The 16,859-nt window shown below is 61.4% G+C and carries 14 protein-coding genes and 1 tRNA gene; 11 read left to right on the plus strand and 4 right to left on the minus strand.

Features of this window, described 5'->3' with window-relative positions:
- The first annotated feature begins 10 nt into the window (after positions 1–10).
- From pgaB to pgaD, 3 genes are read left to right on the plus strand one after another with little or no spacing between them, the layout of a single operon-like run.
- Positions 11–2,008: a poly-beta-1,6-N-acetyl-D-glucosamine N-deacetylase PgaB gene (gene pgaB, locus PGR6_RS00815; RefSeq protein WP_064615770.1), complete on the plus strand. Its 1,998-nt coding sequence runs from the start codon at positions 11–13 to the stop codon at positions 2,006–2,008.
- A gap of 1 nt (position 2,009) precedes the next feature.
- Positions 2,010–3,365 (plus strand): poly-beta-1,6-N-acetyl-D-glucosamine synthase, encoded by a 1,356-nt coding sequence (gene pgaC, locus PGR6_RS00820; protein WP_018929378.1) that lies wholly within the window; start codon positions 2,010–2,012, stop codon positions 3,363–3,365.
- A complete protein-coding gene (gene pgaD, locus PGR6_RS00825; protein ID WP_018929377.1) occupies positions 3,362–3,889 on the plus strand; it encodes a poly-beta-1,6-N-acetyl-D-glucosamine biosynthesis protein PgaD in 528 nt (175 codons plus the stop codon). Before pgaC ends, pgaD begins: the two co-directional genes overlap by 4 nt.
- A 155-nt stretch (positions 3,890–4,044) precedes the next feature.
- On the opposite strand, the gene PGR6_RS00830 is transcribed toward pgaD, so the two are convergent.
- Positions 4,045–5,574, minus strand: coding sequence for an apoptosis inducing factor family protein (locus PGR6_RS00830; protein ID WP_064615772.1), 1,530 nt, complete (start codon positions 5,572–5,574; stop codon positions 4,045–4,047).
- Between the two features lie 140 nt (positions 5,575–5,714).
- Here PGR6_RS00830 and PGR6_RS00835 point away from each other — a divergent pair, with 140 nt between their 5' ends.
- The 5 genes from PGR6_RS00835 (at position 5,715) to PGR6_RS00855 (ending at position 9,593) form a co-directional block, all read left to right on the plus strand.
- Positions 5,715–6,275, plus strand: coding sequence for a YbhB/YbcL family Raf kinase inhibitor-like protein (locus PGR6_RS00835; RefSeq protein WP_064615774.1), 561 nt, complete (start codon positions 5,715–5,717; stop codon positions 6,273–6,275).
- A gap of 87 nt (positions 6,276–6,362) precedes the next feature.
- Positions 6,363–8,096, plus strand: coding sequence for a VWA domain-containing protein (locus tag PGR6_RS00840; protein WP_064615776.1), 1,734 nt, complete (start codon positions 6,363–6,365; stop codon positions 8,094–8,096).
- A gap of 8 nt (positions 8,097–8,104) precedes the next feature.
- Positions 8,105–8,686 carry an RNA polymerase sigma factor gene (locus tag PGR6_RS00845; RefSeq protein ID WP_064615778.1) on the plus strand — a complete coding sequence of 194 codons (582 nt, stop codon included), beginning with the start codon at positions 8,105–8,107 and terminating at the stop codon, positions 8,684–8,686.
- Positions 8,683–9,303, plus strand: a complete 621-nt coding sequence (locus PGR6_RS00850; RefSeq protein ID WP_064615780.1) for a hypothetical protein — start codon at positions 8,683–8,685, stop codon at positions 9,301–9,303. Before PGR6_RS00845 ends, PGR6_RS00850 begins: the two co-directional genes overlap by 4 nt.
- Before the next feature lie 20 nt (positions 9,304–9,323).
- A complete protein-coding gene (locus PGR6_RS00855) occupies positions 9,324–9,593 on the plus strand; it encodes a hypothetical protein (protein ID WP_018929371.1) in 270 nt (89 codons plus the stop codon).
- A 79-nt stretch (positions 9,594–9,672) separates the two neighbouring features.
- Here the strand turns inward: PGR6_RS00855 and PGR6_RS00860 are convergent.
- Positions 9,673–9,749, minus strand: a tRNA-Arg gene (locus PGR6_RS00860).
- Between the two features lie 349 nt (positions 9,750–10,098).
- On the opposite strand from PGR6_RS00860, the gene gabD reads away from it, so the two are divergent.
- From gabD to PGR6_RS00875, 3 genes are all read left to right on the plus strand, one after another.
- A complete protein-coding gene (gene gabD, locus PGR6_RS00865) occupies positions 10,099–11,541 on the plus strand; it encodes an NADP-dependent succinate-semialdehyde dehydrogenase (RefSeq protein ID WP_018929370.1) in 1,443 nt (480 codons plus the stop codon).
- 197 nt (positions 11,542–11,738) lie between these two features.
- On the plus strand, positions 11,739–13,016 hold the full coding sequence (gene gabT, locus PGR6_RS00870) for a 4-aminobutyrate--2-oxoglutarate transaminase (protein WP_018929369.1): 1,278 nt from the start codon (positions 11,739–11,741) through the stop codon (positions 13,014–13,016).
- A gap of 136 nt (positions 13,017–13,152) precedes the next feature.
- Positions 13,153–14,367 (plus strand): response regulator, encoded by a 1,215-nt coding sequence (locus PGR6_RS00875; protein WP_064615782.1) that lies wholly within the window; start codon positions 13,153–13,155, stop codon positions 14,365–14,367.
- Positions 14,368–14,415: 48 nt separating this feature from the next.
- Here the strand turns inward: PGR6_RS00875 and PGR6_RS00880 are convergent, their stop codons facing one another.
- Together PGR6_RS00880 and desA are read right to left on the minus strand one after the other, a co-directional pair.
- Positions 14,416–15,405 carry a GGDEF domain-containing protein gene (locus PGR6_RS00880; RefSeq protein ID WP_018929367.1) on the minus strand — a complete coding sequence of 330 codons (990 nt, stop codon included), beginning with the start codon at positions 15,403–15,405 and terminating at the stop codon, positions 14,416–14,418.
- Between the two features lie 246 nt (positions 15,406–15,651).
- A complete protein-coding gene (gene desA / locus PGR6_RS00885) occupies positions 15,652–16,836 on the minus strand; it encodes a delta-9 fatty acid desaturase DesA (RefSeq protein WP_018929366.1) in 1,185 nt (394 codons plus the stop codon).
- Between the last annotated feature and the right edge of the window lie 23 nt (positions 16,837–16,859).

Below are 16,859 nucleotides of genomic sequence, written 5' to 3' on the forward strand. Positions count from 1 at the left end.
GAGTTTGAAGATGCCTTTTATTTCGCGTTTCATCCTCCTGCTGGGAGTGCTGTTGATCAGCGCCTGTGCCCAGCAAGCTCCGACCTTCGTACCGCCGTCCGAACGTACAGTGTCGGCCAATGAAAAGCCGTGGCCGAAAAACCATGTATTGGGGATCGCTTACCACGATGTCGAAGACCGCGACCCCGATCAGGCGGTGGTGGCCGTGCGCACCGAGCGCATGATCGAGCAACTGGCATGGTTGCGGGAGAACAACTACCAACCGGTCACCGTTGACCAGATCATCGCCGCTCGCAATGGCGGCCCTGAATTGCCGCCACGGGCGATCCTGCTGAGTTTCGACGACGGTTATTCGAGCTTTTACACCCGCGTGTTGCCGGTGCTGCGTGCCTATAACTGGCACGCCTTGCTGGCGCCGGTCGGGGTGTGGATCGACACGCCGCCGAACCAGCCAGTCGACTTCGCCGGCACACCGCGCAAGCGTTCGGATTTCCTGACCTGGGAGCAGATCCGCGAGATTTCCCGGTCCGGCCTGGTGGAAATCGCCGCCCACACCGACGCCAGCCACAAAGGCGTGTTGGCCAACCCGCAAGGCAACCTGCAGCCGGCGGCCGCGACCCGGCGCTATGACGCCGCCACCGGTCGCTATGAAACCGAAGCCCAATTCCAGGCCCGGATGCGCGCCGACGTAGCGGCCATCTCGGAGAAGATCCGCAAGGTCACTGGTTACAAACCGCGAGTCTGGGTCTGGCCGTACGGCGTGGCGGATGGCACCTCGCTGCAAGTGATCAACGACCAGGGTTATAAGATGGCCCTGACACTGGACGACGGCCTCGATGCCCTCGACAACCTGATGAGCAGCCCGCGCTTTCTGGTGGCCTCGGACCCGGATGGCGAACACTTCGCCAACAGCGTCGTCGCGGTGCAGGCCGAATCGCCGATGCGCGTGGTGCATGTGGACCTGGACAACGTCTACGACCCGGACCCGGCCCAACAGGAAATCAACCTCGGCAAACTGATCCAGCGCATGGCCGACATGGGCGCCAACACGGTGTTCCTGCAAGCCTTCGCCGACCCTGCGGGCGATGGCCTGGTGCATTCGCTGTACTTCCCCAACCGCCACCTGCCGATGCGTGCCGATATCTTTGACCGTGTGGCCTGGCAGCTGCGCACCCGGGCTCACGTCAAAGTTTTCGCGTGGATGCCGGTGCTGAGTTTTGCCCTGGATTCGAAGTTGCCGCGAGTCACTCGCTGGGACCCGAAAACCGGCACCACGTCGATTGATCCGGACCAGTACAAGCGCTTGTCGCCATTCGACCCGAACGTGCGGCGCATCATCGGTGAAATCTACGAAGACGTGGCCCGCCTGACCTCGGTCGACGGCATCCTCTATCACGATGACGCGGTGCTGTCGGACTTCGAAGACGCTGGCCCCGAAGCCCTGAAAATCTATGCCGCCAACGGTCTGCCCGGTTCGATTGCCGCCCTGCGCGAGGATCCGGCCACCCTGCAACGCTGGACGCGGTTCAAGAGCCGCTACCTGATCGATTTCACCCATGAGCTGACCGCCAAGGTTCGCGCCATTCGCGGCCCGCAAGTGAAAACGGCACGCAATATTTTCGCCGAGCCGATGCTCAACCCCGAGAGCGAAGCCTGGTTTGCGCAGAATCTCGACGACTTCCTGGGCGCCTACGACTGGACGGCACCGATGGCCATGCCACTGATGGAAAAACAGAGCCATCAGCAATCCGGCCCCTGGCTTGAAGCACTGGTGGCGACGGTCAAATCGCGCCCCGGCGCCCTCGACCGCACGGTGTTCGAATTGCAGGCCCGCGACTGGACGAAAAATAAACACGCCGACATCGACGGCGGGCAGTTGGCTGACTGGATGGGCCGCCTCAAGCGTCAGGGCGCCACCAGTTTCGGCTACTACCCAGACAACTTCCTCGAGAACCAGCCGGACCTGAAAGCCGTGCGGCCGGCGCTCTCCAACAAGTGGAATCCATAACATGCTGGACAGACTTCTGGCCCTATTGGTTCTGGCGATCGTCCTGGGGGTTCCCCTCGGGCTGATCTTTCTGGTCACCGGGCAATTCCTGATGGACTTCGTGTTCTTCTACCCACTGTTCATGTCGGGGCTGTGGATCGCCGGCGGCCTGTATTTCTGGCTGCACTGGGAGCGGCACTGGCCGTGGCAGGACGACACCTTGCCGCCACCATTGGCCGGCGAACCGCTGATCTCGATCCTGATCCCTTGCTACAACGAAGGCGACAACGCCGCCGATACCATCCACGCGGCGCTGGCCCAGCATTACCCGAACATTGAAGTGATCGCGATCAACGACGGCTCCAAGGACAACACCGCCGCGGTGCTCGACGCACTGGCGGCGCAGGATCCGCGTTTGCGGGTGCTGCACCTGGCGGAGAACCAGGGCAAGGCCGTTGCCCTGCGCATGGGCGCCATCGCGGCGCGCAGCGAGTACCTGGTGTGCATCGACGGTGACGCGCTGCTGGCGCCGAACACCGCGGCCTATCTGGTGGCGCCGATGCTCGACAACGCGCGACTGGGCGCCGTGACCGGCAACCCGCGAATCCGCACCCGTTCGACCCTGATCGGTCGGGTACAGGTCGGCGAGTTCTCCTCGATCATCGGCCTGATCAAGCGTACCCAGCGGGTGTTCGGGCGGATCTTTACCGTCTCTGGGGTGATCGTCGCCTTCCGTCGTACGGCCCTGAACCGGGTCGGCTACTGGAGCCCGGACATGATCACCGAAGACATCGACATCAGTTGGAAGCTGCAACTGGATCACTGGAGCATTTTCTACGAGCCCCGCGCGTTGTGCTGGATCCTCATGCCGGAAACCCTCGGCGGCCTGTGGAAGCAGCGCTTGCGCTGGGCCCAGGGCGGCGCCGAGGTGTTGTTCAAGAACATCCGGGGCATCTGGCAATACCGCCATCGTTACCTGTGGCCGCTGCTGTTCGAATACTGCCTGTCCACCGGTTGGGCCTTCACCTTCCTGTTGTCGGTGATTTTCTGGGGTGTCGGCAACTTCGTCGAAATGCCGCCCGCCATTGCCGTCCATCACCTGATGCCGCCGGCCTTTACCGGGCTGCTATTGGCGGTGGTCTGCCTGGTGCAATTCGCGGTCAGCATCATGATCGATCGCCGTTACGAAAAAGGGCTCGGCAGGACCATGTTCTGGGTGGTCTGGTACCCGCTGGTGTTCTGGTTCATCAGCCTGCTCACCACCCTGGTCAGCTTCCCCAAAGTACTGTTTGGCCAACATCAGAAGCGCGCGCGGTGGGTCAGTCCGGACCGGGGCATCAAGCCGCTGGATGACGATGAAGAGGAGGTCATCAAATGAAAATCATCAGAACCCGGCAGCGGCCATTTTTGGTCGTTCTCGATGTTTTCTTCACCGTGCTGGCCTGGATCGGGCTGCTGTATTTGCTGGCGCGGGGTTTGTGGCCGCTGATCGATACCCATGACGGCCCGCGCATCGATGGGTCGTTTTTCGACGCCCTCGGCACATTGCAGATCTACCTGTGGGTGGCGCTGTTCAACGCGGTGATCCTGATTGGCTGGGCGCGTTATCAACAGCGCAAAAGCAAGAGCTTCGCCCAGCGCCGTTTGCCGGCGCCGGTGGTGGACGATCAGGGGCTGAGCAAAAGCTTCAAGCTCACCGGCGACCGGCTGGAGAAACTGCGCGCACCGGGCTCGATGACCATTCACAACGATCAGGAAGGCGATGTCAGTCACGTCGTTACGCACTTTACCCCGGTCGACCCGTCTCAACTGCCGCCGCCTTTGGCGCCATTGGAACATCCACTCGTGATCCGCCTGCCGGCCGAAGATGATGACAACCGCGAGCCGATAAGCCATCTCTAGGTATATGTTCATCTGTGGCGAGGGAGCTTGCTCCCGCTGGAGGCCGAAGGTCTCCCGATGCCATTAACCGCGCTGTCGTTGATAGAGCGCGGTCACCGATTTTGCGTCTGCTTCGCAGACGAACGGGAGCAAGCTCCCTCGCCACTAAGTCGCCGTCAGCTCAGGTCCCGAACCAGGCGCCACGCCTCGTCCATCGACAGCGGTTGTTTCATCCGTTCGGCGAGCATCGCCATGGCCCGTTCCTGATCGCAGGCAACGGCTGCCGCTACCACGCCGTTTTTGGCGAACAGGCCAATAAACGGTGGATGCTCTGGGTCGCCTTTGAATTCAACCTCGTCCCAGGCCTCGGCGTGTCCGAGGTAGTCGTAGTTTTTGCCGAAGTGCCAGGTCCAGAAATACGGCACGTCGAGGTAGCGTTCGTCGCCGCCGAGCATATTCGCCGCTGCAATCCGCGCCTGTTGCTGGGCCAGGCGCCAGTGTTCGATCCGTTGGGGCTGGCCATTGAGCGGGAAGGTCGCGATATCGCCGACGGCCCAGAGCCCGTCGGTCACGCGCATGCCGCCGTCGACCTTCAATGACTGATCTTTTTCCTTCGGCAGATCGGTAAACGGGGTGGTCGCCGGGGTGACGCCAATGCCGACCAGCACCAGATCCGCCGGCAAGCGCTGGCCGTTGTCCAGCAGCACCGCTTCGACTTTGCCTGTGCCTTCGATCTTCGCCGCTTCGCCATCGGTATGAAACACCACACCATTGGCCTCGTGCAGGGCACGAATCGCCTTGCCGACGGCCTCGCCGAATTGCGTCTCGAAAGGGATGGCATGGCGGGTCAGGACGGTGACATCCAAGCCGTACTGACGCAGGGATGAAGCGGATTCCAGACCAATGAAGCTGCCGCCGACAATCACTGCCCTTTGACCCGGTTTTGCGGTGGTCAGAATCTGCTGCGCCTGCGCCTTCGAGCGCAACACGAACACCTGCGGCAGATCGGCGCCTGGCAGCGACAGGGATTTTGGTATGCCGCCGGTGGCAATCACCGCGGCGTCATAGCTCAACGATTGACCATCGGCCAGGCGCAGGGTCCGGTTCGGTGCATCCAGGCCCATCACATCGCTGTTTATCCGTTCAATGCGCTGTTCACGATAAAAGTCCTCATCGCGCAGCGGCGGAACTTCGTCCGGTGGCATTTCCCCGGCAATCACGAATTTGCTCAATGCCGTACGGTCGTATCCGGCTTCGGGCTCACGGTCGATCAGTAGCACCCGACCGCCGAAGCCTTTCTCCCGCAGCGCCGCCGCGCAGGCCGTCCCCGCTGCACCGGCGCCGATGATCGCAAAGGTCCGCTTATCATCCTCCGGCGGTGTGCTGGGGCCGGGCATCGGCTGGTCGTCGACCCAGACCTCATCGTCGCGCAACTCCAGCGGATAGCGCCGCAGACTGTCCAGGGAAGGTGGCTCGCACAGCGCGCCGTCTTCGAGCCGATAAGCCGCCTTGTGCCACGGGCAGATCAGTCGGCCCTCACACAGCGCACCTTTGGCCAAGGGAGCCCCGGCGTGGGGGCATCTGCCCTGATAGGCGCGCAATTGATCGCCGACCCGCAGCAAGACGATTTTCATCTTGTCGATCCGGACTTCAAGGCCACGCTCGAGGGGCACATCGGCGAAACGGGCGACGCGGTGCAGTGCCATGATCGATCTCCAGGCAGGTATTTCACTTAGGAGTTTGGCGCTTATTCCGAGGTTCAGCCAATTCCCACTGCCACCGCACGAACGGTCCGGCTATAGTTTGCGTGCCGACGACGGCCCCACCCCGCACAAGGTGCTCCGGTATGACCCGATTGACCTCTTTGAACCCTTGGCTGGCGGCCGTTGCAGTCGCCCTTTGCGTGCAGTTACCGGCGCAGGCCCAGGAGCGTTTCACCCTCAGCATCCCCGGCGTTTCGGACAATCGGCTGTTCACGTCGGCGGAGGCCAGCGATGCCAGCGGTTGCGGTGGCAAGAATCAGTCTCCGGCCCTGAGCTGGAGCGCCGGCCCCCAGGGCACCCTCAGCTACGCCATCGTCATGCACGACCCGGACGGTCAGAAAGGCCTGGGCGTCGATCACTGGATTCGTTACGGCATCAAGGCCACGACGCGGCAGATCCCGGCCGGTGTCGGCACTAAATCCACCCTCGAAGGCGTGGGTGGCACCAACATCAAAGGCACCACCACCTACATCGGCCCGTGCCCGCCCATCGGTGACAGCACCCATCACTACATCATCCAGATCTACGCCCTGGACCTGGCGCCAGAAGCCTTGCCCGCCGGCCTGACCCGCGTGCAGTTGCTGGAACAGATCAAAGGCCATGTGCTGAAAAACAGCAGCGTGGTGCGGCGTTATCACCGCTGAAGATTTTTCACGTCGGCTTAACCCGAACCCGGCGGGCTGTCCGTCTCAGAGGATGAATGAGTCAATTTCCTCCTGAGGTCAGCCCCCATGTCCCTTCCTCTGCATGTCCTCCGCCCGGCCGCCCAGGGTTTCGCCGCCGGGTTGCTGCTGGCCGTTGCCGGTTGCGGCGGTTCATCCACACCACCCTCTGAGACGGGCAACCCGGCAGCGGTTGCGCCCCCAGCTCAAAATGCGCCGAAAACTGAAGCATTAGTGCGCGAATCGGCCATGGCGGACACCGCGATGGCCAAGCGCAGCGCACGACCGGGCCCGTTGGTCGCTTTTGCACCAGTGCCCGCGGGTGAAACTTATCCACAGGGCTACCGGGATGAGCAGCGCGAGCAATATCAGGCGCTGGCGGATAACCCGATTCACAGCGTGGCCGAAGCGCCGGTCTCGACCTTCAGCGCCGATGTCGATACCGGCGCGTACGCCAATGTCCGGCGCCTGCTCAATCAGGGGCGTTTACCGCCGGAAGGAGCGGTGCGGCTGGAAGAAATGGTCAATTACTTCCCCTACGATTACGCCTTGCCCACTGATGGCTCGCCGTTCGGTGTGACCACCGAGCTGGCGCCGTCACCCTGGAACCCGCATACCCGGTTACTGCGCATCGGCATCAAGGCGTCTGATCACGCGGTGGCGGAACTGGCCCCAGCGAACCTGGTGTTTCTGGTGGACGTGTCCGGCTCCATGGACCGTCGCGAAGGCCTGCCTCTGGTCAAAAGCACCCTGAAATTGCTGGTCGATCAACTGCGCGAGCAGGACCGGGTTTCACTGGTGGTCTACGCCGGAGAATCCCGTGTGGTGCTGGAGCCGACTTCCGGACGGGAAAAAGCGAAAATTCGTACCGCCATCGATCAATTGACGGCGGGCGGCTCGACGGCCGGCGCGTCGGGTATCGAACTGGCTTACCAAATGGCGCAACAGGCGTTTATCCCCAAAGGCATCAACCGCATCCTGCTGGCCACCGACGGTGACTTCAACGTCGGCGTCAGCGACTTCGACAGCCTCAAGCAAATGGCTGTGGATAAACGCAAGACTGGCGTGTCCCTGACCACCCTGGGTTTTGGTGTGGATAACTACAATGAACACCTGATGGAACAACTGGCCGACGCCGGCGACGGTAACTACGCCTACATCGACAACCTGCGCGAAGCGCGCAAAGTGCTGGTGGATCAACTCGGCTCAACCCTGGCGGTGGTGGCGAAAAACGTGAAGCTGCAGGTGGAGTTCAACCCGGCTCAGGTCAGCGAATATCGGCTGTTGGGTTATGAGAACCGCGCCTTGAAGCGTGAGGATTTCAGCAACGACAAAGTCGACGCCGGAGAAATCGGCGCAGGGCACACGGTGACGGCGCTGTACGAAATTGTGCCCAAGGGCGAGAAGGGCTGGCTGGAACCGCTGCGCTACGGCAATTCCGGGGCAGAAGTTTCCGCAAAAACCGGAGAATTGGCGATGCTGCGGGTGCGTTATCAGTTACCGGAAGGTGGGAACAGTCGCTTGATCGAGCGGCCAATCCTGAAGGGGGAGGCCGGTAAACTCTCGGCCGCCAGCGATGACCTGCGCTTTGCCGCCTCCGTCGCTGCCTTTTCCCAGCAGCTCAAGGACGGGCGCTACACCGGTGATTTCAGCCTGAAAGACACCGAAGCCCTGGCCCGTGGCGCACGGGGTGATGACCCGTTTGGCCTGCGTGGTGAGTTCGTGCAATTGGTGGAATTGGCGCAGAGCCTGCGAACCTCCACCGCCTCGAATCAACCGCCCAACGACAACCGGATAGAGTGAAAGCTGACATGTCCGATCCTGCAATCAGCTCAACCGCCAGCAGCGATGAATCGCTGCTGGCGCGCTACCGCTCTGGCGACGGGCCGGCGTTCGAAGTTTTGTACGCCCGCCACCGCCAGGGCCTGTATCGATTCCTTCTCGGCCTCAGCGGCAAACCCGAACTGGCCGAAGAGGTGTACCAGGAAACCTGGCTGAGCCTGATCCGCAGCGCCAGTCAGCCACAAGGCCGGGCGAACTTTCGTACCTGGCTCTACCAGATTGCCCGCAACCGACTGATCGATCACTGGCGCAAACATGGCATTCACAACCCCTTGTACGACAGCTACGACGAACAGGCCCACGCCCTGATCGACGACGCAGCCGACCCTGAACAACTGCTGAGCCTGAGCCGCGACGGTCAACGCCTCGAAACCGCCCTGCAAACCCTGCCCGCCGACCAGCGCGAAGTGTTCCTGCTGCGCGCCCACGGCGACCTCGACCTGCCACAGATCGCTACCCTCACCGAAACACCGCTGGAAACCGTGAAAAGCCGCTTGCGCTACGCCCAGCAAAAACTGCGTCGGCTGCTGGCCGAGGAGGTACTAACATGACTGACGCCAAACAAACACCGCCATCGTCCGACGATGAAGTGCTCAAGCATTTCCGCGACCACAGCAGCGGCGAACCACCGGCGCACCTCGACGCCTTCATCCTCGCCACCGCGCACCGCGAAGCCCCCGCGCCGAAGCCGAACCTGTGGCAACGCTGGCTCCGCGCCTGCCAACAGCCCCGTTGGCAAGTCGCGTTCGCAAGCCTGGTCGGGATTGCGCTGATGCTGGCGCTGGTGCAACGCACGCCCGAACAACTGTCGAGTTACGACTTCGCGCCTGCGCCGAAAGCGTCCGCACCAGCCGCCAAACAGGAAGCCGCTGCCCGCTCCCAGGCCGCACCGGCCGAGGCTTTGTCCGCGCCCGCACCGGCTGCGCCGATGGCGGATTTTTCCGCACCTATGCAACGCGAGTCGATCAACAGCGAAATGGCCGACGAAGCCAAACTCAGCAAACGCGCCGCCGCGCCGGTTAAGTCACTGGATGATCAATTACGTGAAGTGATGCGCCTGCAAGACGCCGGTCAGACCCAAGCCGCCGAAGCGTTGATGACGACATTGCACAAGCGCTTTCCCAAGGAAAACCTGGCGGCCAAACTCAAGGATTTGCAGAAAAAATGAGCTGAACAGCGGTCGCCGATTTGGCATCGACACCCGAAAGCGCGCACTATCAGCCCATAGCCGATGCGTTGGAGGATGCCGTGGCCCAAAAAATCGACCGCATCGCCCAAATGCTCAACTGCCCGGTGAAGGGTGAGGAACTGAGGCGAGCAGTGACTGAGAGTCGTAAGGAGTTTCTGCTGGCGAAGCAGGCAGAAGAGGATCTTGAGGAAGACGTTCTTGATGATGAGTTGATCGAGGACGAAGACGACGATGATGAGTACGACGAGTTTGATTGGACGACAGAATGAAAAAACCGCTTTGGCGGTTTTTTTGTGCCCACAAAAAAGCCCCAGACCCTAAGACCTGAGGCTTTCTCGTATCTACATATGGTGCACCAGGCGGGATTCGAACCCACGACCCCTGCCTTCGGAGGGCAGTACTCTATCCAGCTGAGCTACTGGTGCAATGCGGGCGCCATGATACTCATATGCGCTGCGGGCGTCCATGCCGCTGAATCGCCTGCGTTTTTCCAAAGCGTAACCTGCGTTTGCTACGTTGATCAGAAAAAATAGGCAAACGCGGCGTTTTCGTTCTTTTTTTCGAACAGCCTATTGTCCTTTACCCCCTTTGATCCTAGGATTCGTTTGAGATTTCAAACGCTCTTGTCTGGGTGCTGAACCGCACGAGTTCGATCAGTGCGCTATTTATGTGCTTCAGCCCGGTGAATGATTTCCCTGACGGCAGCCTATAAGGCGCCTTTCTACAATCATAATTCGCTCCGCGCTGGCCGCGGTGCTGTTAAGGAAAGCCGACATGCAGCTTAAAGACACCCAGTTGTTCCGCCAGCAAGCCTTTATCGATGGCGCTTGGGTCGATGCGGACAACGGTCAGACGATCAAGGTCAACAACCCGGCAACGGGCGAAATTCTGGGTACTGTGCCGAAAATGGGCGCTGCCGAAACCCGCCGTGCGATTGAAGCTGCTGATAAAGCGCTGCCGGCCTGGCGTTCACTGACCGCCAAGGAGCGCGCGAACAAGCTGCGTCGCTGGTTCGAGCTGATCATCGAGAACCAGGATGACCTGGCTCGCCTGATGACCCTGGAACAGGGCAAGCCATTGGCTGAAGCCAAGGGCGAGATCGTTTACGCCGCTTCCTTTATCGAGTGGTTCGCCGAAGAAGCCAAGCGCGTCTACGGTGACGTGATTCCGGGCCACCAGCCAGACAAGCGCCTGATCGTGATCAAGCAGCCGATCGGCGTGACCGCTGCGATTACTCCGTGGAACTTCCCGGCTGCAATGATCACCCGTAAAGCAGGCCCGGCCCTGGCCGCCGGTTGCACCATGGTGCTCAAGCCTGCATCGCAAACTCCGTTCTCTGCATTCGCCCTGGCTGAACTGGCCCAGCGTGCCGGTATTCCGAACGGCGTGTTCAGTGTGGTGACCGGCAGCGCCGGCGACATTGGCAGCGAGCTGACCGGCAACCCGATCGTGCGCAAACTGTCGTTCACCGGTTCGACCGAAATCGGTCGTCAGCTGATGACCGAGTGCGCCAAGGACATCAAGAAAGTCTCGCTGGAACTGGGCGGCAACGCGCCGTTCATCGTGTTCGACGACGCGGACCTGGATAAGGCCGTCGAAGGCGCGATCATTTCCAAGTACCGCAACAACGGCCAGACCTGCGTCTGCGCCAACCGCCTGTACATTCAGGATTCGGTCTACGACGCGTTCGCCGAAAAACTGAAAGTGGCTGTGGCCAAACTCAAGATCGGCAACGGTCTGGAAGACGGCACCACTACTGGCCCGCTGATCGACGAAAAAGCCGTGGCCAAGGTGCAAGAGCACATTGCTGACGCCGTCGGCAAAGGCGCCACCGTGCTGGCGGGTGGCAAAAGCATGCAAGGCAACTTCTTCGAGCCGACCATCCTGACCAACGTGCCGAACAACGCTGCCGTGGCCAAGGAAGAAACCTTCGGTCCATTGGCGCCACTGTTCCGCTTCAAAGACGAAGCCGACGTGATCGCGATGTCCAACGACACCGAGTTCGGTCTGGCCTCGTACTTCTATGCGCGTGACCTGGGCCGTGTGTTCCGTGTGGCTGAAGCCCTGGAATACGGCATGGTCGGCGTCAACACCGGGTTGATCTCCAACGAAGTCGCGCCGTTCGGCGGCATCAAGGCGTCGGGCCTGGGCCGTGAAGGCTCCAAGTACGGCATCGAAGATTACCTGGAAATCAAATACCTCTGCCTGGGCATCTAAGCCCGAAGGGATAGGCCCGGCAAGGCATTGCTTCAAACGCAAAGGGCACGAGAGCGCTGTCCCTTTGCGCGCTTCAAACGGAATTTTCTCTGTGGCCGGGAACGCTGTGGCAGTCGATCATCGCATGCTGCCGTAGTTGCTTCCCCGCCGCTTAATCCTTGAACCACGCCGACCGATGAGCGGCGAATGAGGAATGTATGAGCAAGACTAACGCTGAGTTGATGGCCCGCCGTACCGCTGCCGTACCCCGTGGTGTTGGCCAGATTCACCCGATCTTCGCCGACCACGCGAAGAACGCCACCGTGACCGACGTTGAAGGTCGTGAGTTCATCGACTTCGCCGGCGGTATCGCCGTGCTGAACACCGGTCACTTGCACCCGAAAGTCATCGCCGCCGTGACTGCGCAGCTGAATAAGCTGACCCACACCTGCTTCCAGGTGCTGGCCTACGAGCCGTACGTGGAAGTGTGCGAAAAAATCAACGCCAAGGTGCCGGGTGATTTCGCCAAGAAAACCCTGCTGGTGACCACCGGCTCCGAAGCTGTGGAAAACTCCATCAAGATCGCCCGCGCCGCCACTGGCCGTGCCGGTGTGATCGCGTTCACCGGCGCTTACCACGGTCGCACCATGATGACCCTGGGCCTGACCGGTAAAGTCGTGCCTTACTCGGCCGGCATGGGCCTGATGCCAGGCGGCATCTTCCGCGCGCTGTACCCGAACGAACTGCACGGTGTGAGCATCGACGATTCGATCGCCAGCATCGAGCGCATCTTCAAGAACGACGCCGAGCCGCGTGATATCGCCGCGATCATCATCGAGCCGGTGCAGGGCGAAGGCGGTTTCTACGTCGCGCCTAAAGAGTTCATGAAGCGTCTGCGCGCCCTGTGCGACCAGCACGGCATTCTGTTGATCGCTGACGAAGTGCAAACGGGCGCTGGCCGTACCGGCACCTTCTTCGCCATGGAACAGATGGGCGTCGCCGCCGACCTGACCACCTTCGCCAAATCCATCGCTGGCGGCTTCCCGCTGGCCGGTGTGTGCGGCAAGGCCGAATACATGGACGCCATCGCTCCAGGCGGCCTGGGCGGCACTTACGCCGGTAGCCCGATCGCTTGCGCCGCGGCCCTGGCCGTGATGGAAGTGTTCGAAGAAGAGCACCTGCTGGACCGTTGCAAAGCGGTTGGCGAGCGTCTGGTGACTGGTCTGAAAGCCATTCAGGCCAAATACCCGGTGATCGGCGACGTGCGTGCCCTGGGTGCGATGATCGCTGTCGAGCTGTTCGAAAACGGCGACAGCCACAAGCCGAACCCGGCTGCTGTAGCCGCCGTTGTGGCCAAGGCTCGCGACAAGGGCCTGATCCTGCTGTCGTGCGGCACCTACGGCAACGTTCTGCGCGTGCTGGTACCGCTGACCGCGCCGGACGAGCAACTGGACAAAGGCCTGGCGATCATCGAAGAGTGCTTCGCCGAGCTCTGATCCGTTTGTGAACTGATCGACAAAAAACCCGCTTCGGCGGGTTTTTTTATGCCCCTTGAAACACATCAGGGGCAATTGGGCTGTATCGAATGGCCAGCATTGACTAAGGTGCAAGCATTGCCGTTGGAGTGTGCAGATGACTGCTGTGGTGTTACCCGCTGTACCGCGAGTGTTGATTGCCGAGGCGGACCCTTGGTCCCGCGACCTGCTCAAGCAGGTGTTGTTGAATGTGCGCTGCGATGCGCGGCTGGACCTGTGTGCCGATGGCCAGGAAACGCTGCAGTTGTTGGCGGAAAATCCTTATGACCTGGTGATCGTCGACTGGGAGTTGCCCGGCGTCGATGGCCTGAGTGTCTTGCGCAGCGTTCGTCAGCGCAAACGTAATCCGCCGTTGCCGTTCATTCTGATGAGCAGCCGCAACGACAGCGCCAGCGTGCGTGAAGCCTTGCCCCTGGCGCCCACGGCGTACCTGACCAAACCCCTGGACATGGAAAACCTGACCCAGCGCCTGCAGGATTTGCTGCTGAGCGCGGGTGAAGAGGTGTCTTGCGAGGTGCCGTCATTGGCGCCGGGAATGACCTTGTCGGTGTATCTGGAGCGGCGGCGCGAACTGGCCGACGGCGCGCCGCTGATGACCGATGTGCAGGTGGCGATCAAACGTAGCCTCAATCCCGATGGCCTCGATCTGGTGCGGCTTGAAGACGAGATCCGCACGGATCCGCAAGTCACCGCCGTGCTGATCGCCGCCGCCAACAGCGCGGCCCAGCATCATGGCGCCGCCGTGCAAACCCTGTCCCAGGCGTTGCATCGCTTGGGGACCGGGCAAAGCATGAACCTGATTCTGGGCCTCGCCCTCAAACGCAGTGCCCGGCTCAGTGATCCGCAACTGGCGGACTATGCCGAGCGCTATTGGGAATTGTCCCTGCACACCGCGGAATACGCGCGAACGCTGGCGCGCTTGCTGGATCTGGATCAGGAGCGCTGTTATTGCGCGGGCATGCTGCACCGCCTCGGCGACCTGGCGTTGCTGCGCTGTTTGCAGGAGTGGAAGCAGGCCGGTGGTGAGCTGGATGAATGGGAGGAAGTCGGCGATGCCCTGGCCGAATTCGGCGCGGCCTACGGTTCGGCGCTGCGTACCCGCTGGCGCCTGCCGCTGGAGCTGCGTGAGCTGATTGCGGCGGTTTATCAGCTCGGTGGCGGGGTTTACTCCCGCGAAGCGCTGGTGATGAACATGGCCGCGCAACTGGCGCGCCTGACCGAGCATGAGGGGATCGAGGCATTGGCCAAGAGCCGCACGGCGCGGTTGCTCAAGATCGGATTGCCGGAGCTGATGCGCTTGCGCAAAAAATAGGCTTTGTAGATCGTTCCCACGCAGAGCGTGGGAACGATCTACATGGGCTCAGCCAGAGATTATCCGGTTCTTGCCCTGGCGCTTGGCCTGGTACATCGCGGCATCGGCGCGGGCGAACAGGCTGTCGAGATTTTCATCCTCGGGCGTGAGGCTGGTCAGGCCCTGGCTGACAGTGATGCCGAACGTCTGGTCGTCATGGCTGAAACTCAACCGTTGAATCTCCCGTTGCAGGCGCTCGGCCACTTGCATGGCCATGTCCGGTGCACATCCGGGGAACACCGCGGCGAATTCCTCACCGCCGATCCGCCCGAACAGATCACCACGCCGCAGGGCCGCGCGACCGCTCTCAGCGATGCGTTGCAGCACCTTGTCGCCTTCCGGATGGCCGTAGGTGTCGTTGATCACTTTAAAGTCATCGATGTCCAGCAGCAGGAAGGCCAGCGGCTTGCCTTGCTGGCGTGCCTGCTCGAATTCGTGATTGGCACATTCGAAGAAGTGTCGGCGGTTGCTGCTTTGGGTCAGCACGTCGGTGGTGGCCAGGCGGTGGAGCTCGGTTTCCATCTGCTTCTTTTCGGTGATGTCTTCGGCAATGCCGACGATGATCACTGGCTGACCCGGTTCGGCCTGGCGGTTGATGAAGCACTTGTCGCTGAGCCAGCGCACTTGGCCGTCGGCGGCGATGATGCGGTACTCGCGGTCTTCAACGGCGCCGTTGACCAGCACTTGCGCCAGGCTGCGCTCGGCGTAGTCCAGATCGTCGGGATAAACACTGTCGCGCCAGTGGTTGTAGTCGGACAGCAACAGGCCGGCGGGGCGGCCGAAGATCCGGTCATAGGCCGGGCTGACGTAGAGCACCTGACGGGTTTCCCAGTTGAATGCCCAAAGCACGGCGTTGACGCTGACCAGCAGCGAGCTGAACAGCTGTTCGCGTTCGCTCAGGCGCGCCACTTCGCCCTGCGCATGCATCAGCGCCATCAGCGTTTGCGCGGCCTCGGGCCACTGCGGAAGGGATGTGTCTTGTAGGTTTTTATTGACCATCGGCACAAGTCTCAAAGGGCGTGCCGCTATTTCGACAGCGGCCAACACAAAGCCCGCCGGGGTGGCGAAGTGTCTTTGAGATAGGAGATTTGGGGCGAAGTTCCCGCTTTTCGTGGCGAGGGAGCTTGCTCCCGCCGGGCGGTATTGGCGACGCGTTTTTTCAGTTAAAACGCGTCGTCAGGTATTGCGGCTGCTGCGCAGCCGAGCGGGAGCAAGCTCCCTCGCCACGGTGCCCTTGATTCAGGGTCAGGCAGTGGCGGGGCGCAGGGAGTAGGTTTTCAGTTGGTCGGCGAAGTCGCGCAGGGATTGAATCCCGCTGGCCTCGGCCTCGTGTACCCAATCCTTGATGGCGGCCAGCATGTCGTGACCATTTGAGCTGGTCTTGACCCAGATCTGCTGCAGGGCCAGGCGTTTCTCGTAAATTACCTTCAGCGCCTGGCTGTGCTCGAGCATGGTCTGGATGCGCAGGTGGTGCTTGTCGTCCAGCAGGCTGGTTTCCCGCGAGAGCAGGCGTTTGGCCCGGTGGAACTGATGGCGGACCGAGTGATCGACCTTTTCCAGCTCTTGCTTGACCAGCGGCGCGATCACCAGCTTGCGGTACTGGGCCATGATCTGGAAGCGGTTGTTGAGGATCGCCATGGCGGTGTCCATGTCCAGGTTGCCTTTGCCTTCGACACGGTGGGCGATCGGCGCAACCCGCTGGACCTTGGCCAGGCGCAGGAAGCTGAAGACCTGGATCCAGGCCCAGCCGAGGTCGAACTCCCACTTCTTCACCGACAGTTTGGCCGAGTTAGGGTAGGTGTGATGGTTGTTATGCAGTTCTTCACCGCCGATCAGGATGCCCCAGGGCACCAGATTGGTCGCCGCATCGCGGCATTCGAAGTTGCGGTAGCCGATGGCATGGCCCAGGCCATTGACCACGCCGGCGGCCCAGACCGGGATCCACATCATCTGGATGGCCCAGATGGTGATGCCGATGGTGCCGAACAGCAGCAGGTCGATGACGCCCATGATCGCCACGCCCAGCAGCGGGAAACGGCTGTAGAGGTTGCGTTCGATCCAGTCTTCGGGGCAGTTCTTGCCGTAGATGCGCAGGGTCTCGGGGTTTTCCGCTTCGGCGCGGTACAGCTCGGCACCTTTGCGCAGAACGGTGGACAAGCCCTTGATGACCGGGCTGTGCGGGTCATCGACGGTTTCGCATTTGGCGTGATGCTTGCGGTGGATAGCGGTCCACTCGCGGGTGTTCTGCGCCGTGGTCAGCCACAGCCAGAAGCGGAAGAAATGTTTCAGGCCGGCATTCAGCTCAAGCGAGCGATGGGCTGAATAGCGATGCAGATAGACCGTGACGCCGACGATCGTGACGTGGGTCATCAGCAGGGTGACTGCCACCAGTGACCAGGGCGATAAGCCAAGAAAACCTTCGTACCACATAGCCTATAGGACCCTCGATAAAG

The sequence above is a fragment of the Pseudomonas sp. GR 6-02 genome (genome assembly GCF_001655615.1).
Lineage (GTDB): Bacteria > Pseudomonadota > Gammaproteobacteria > Pseudomonadales > Pseudomonadaceae > Aquipseudomonas.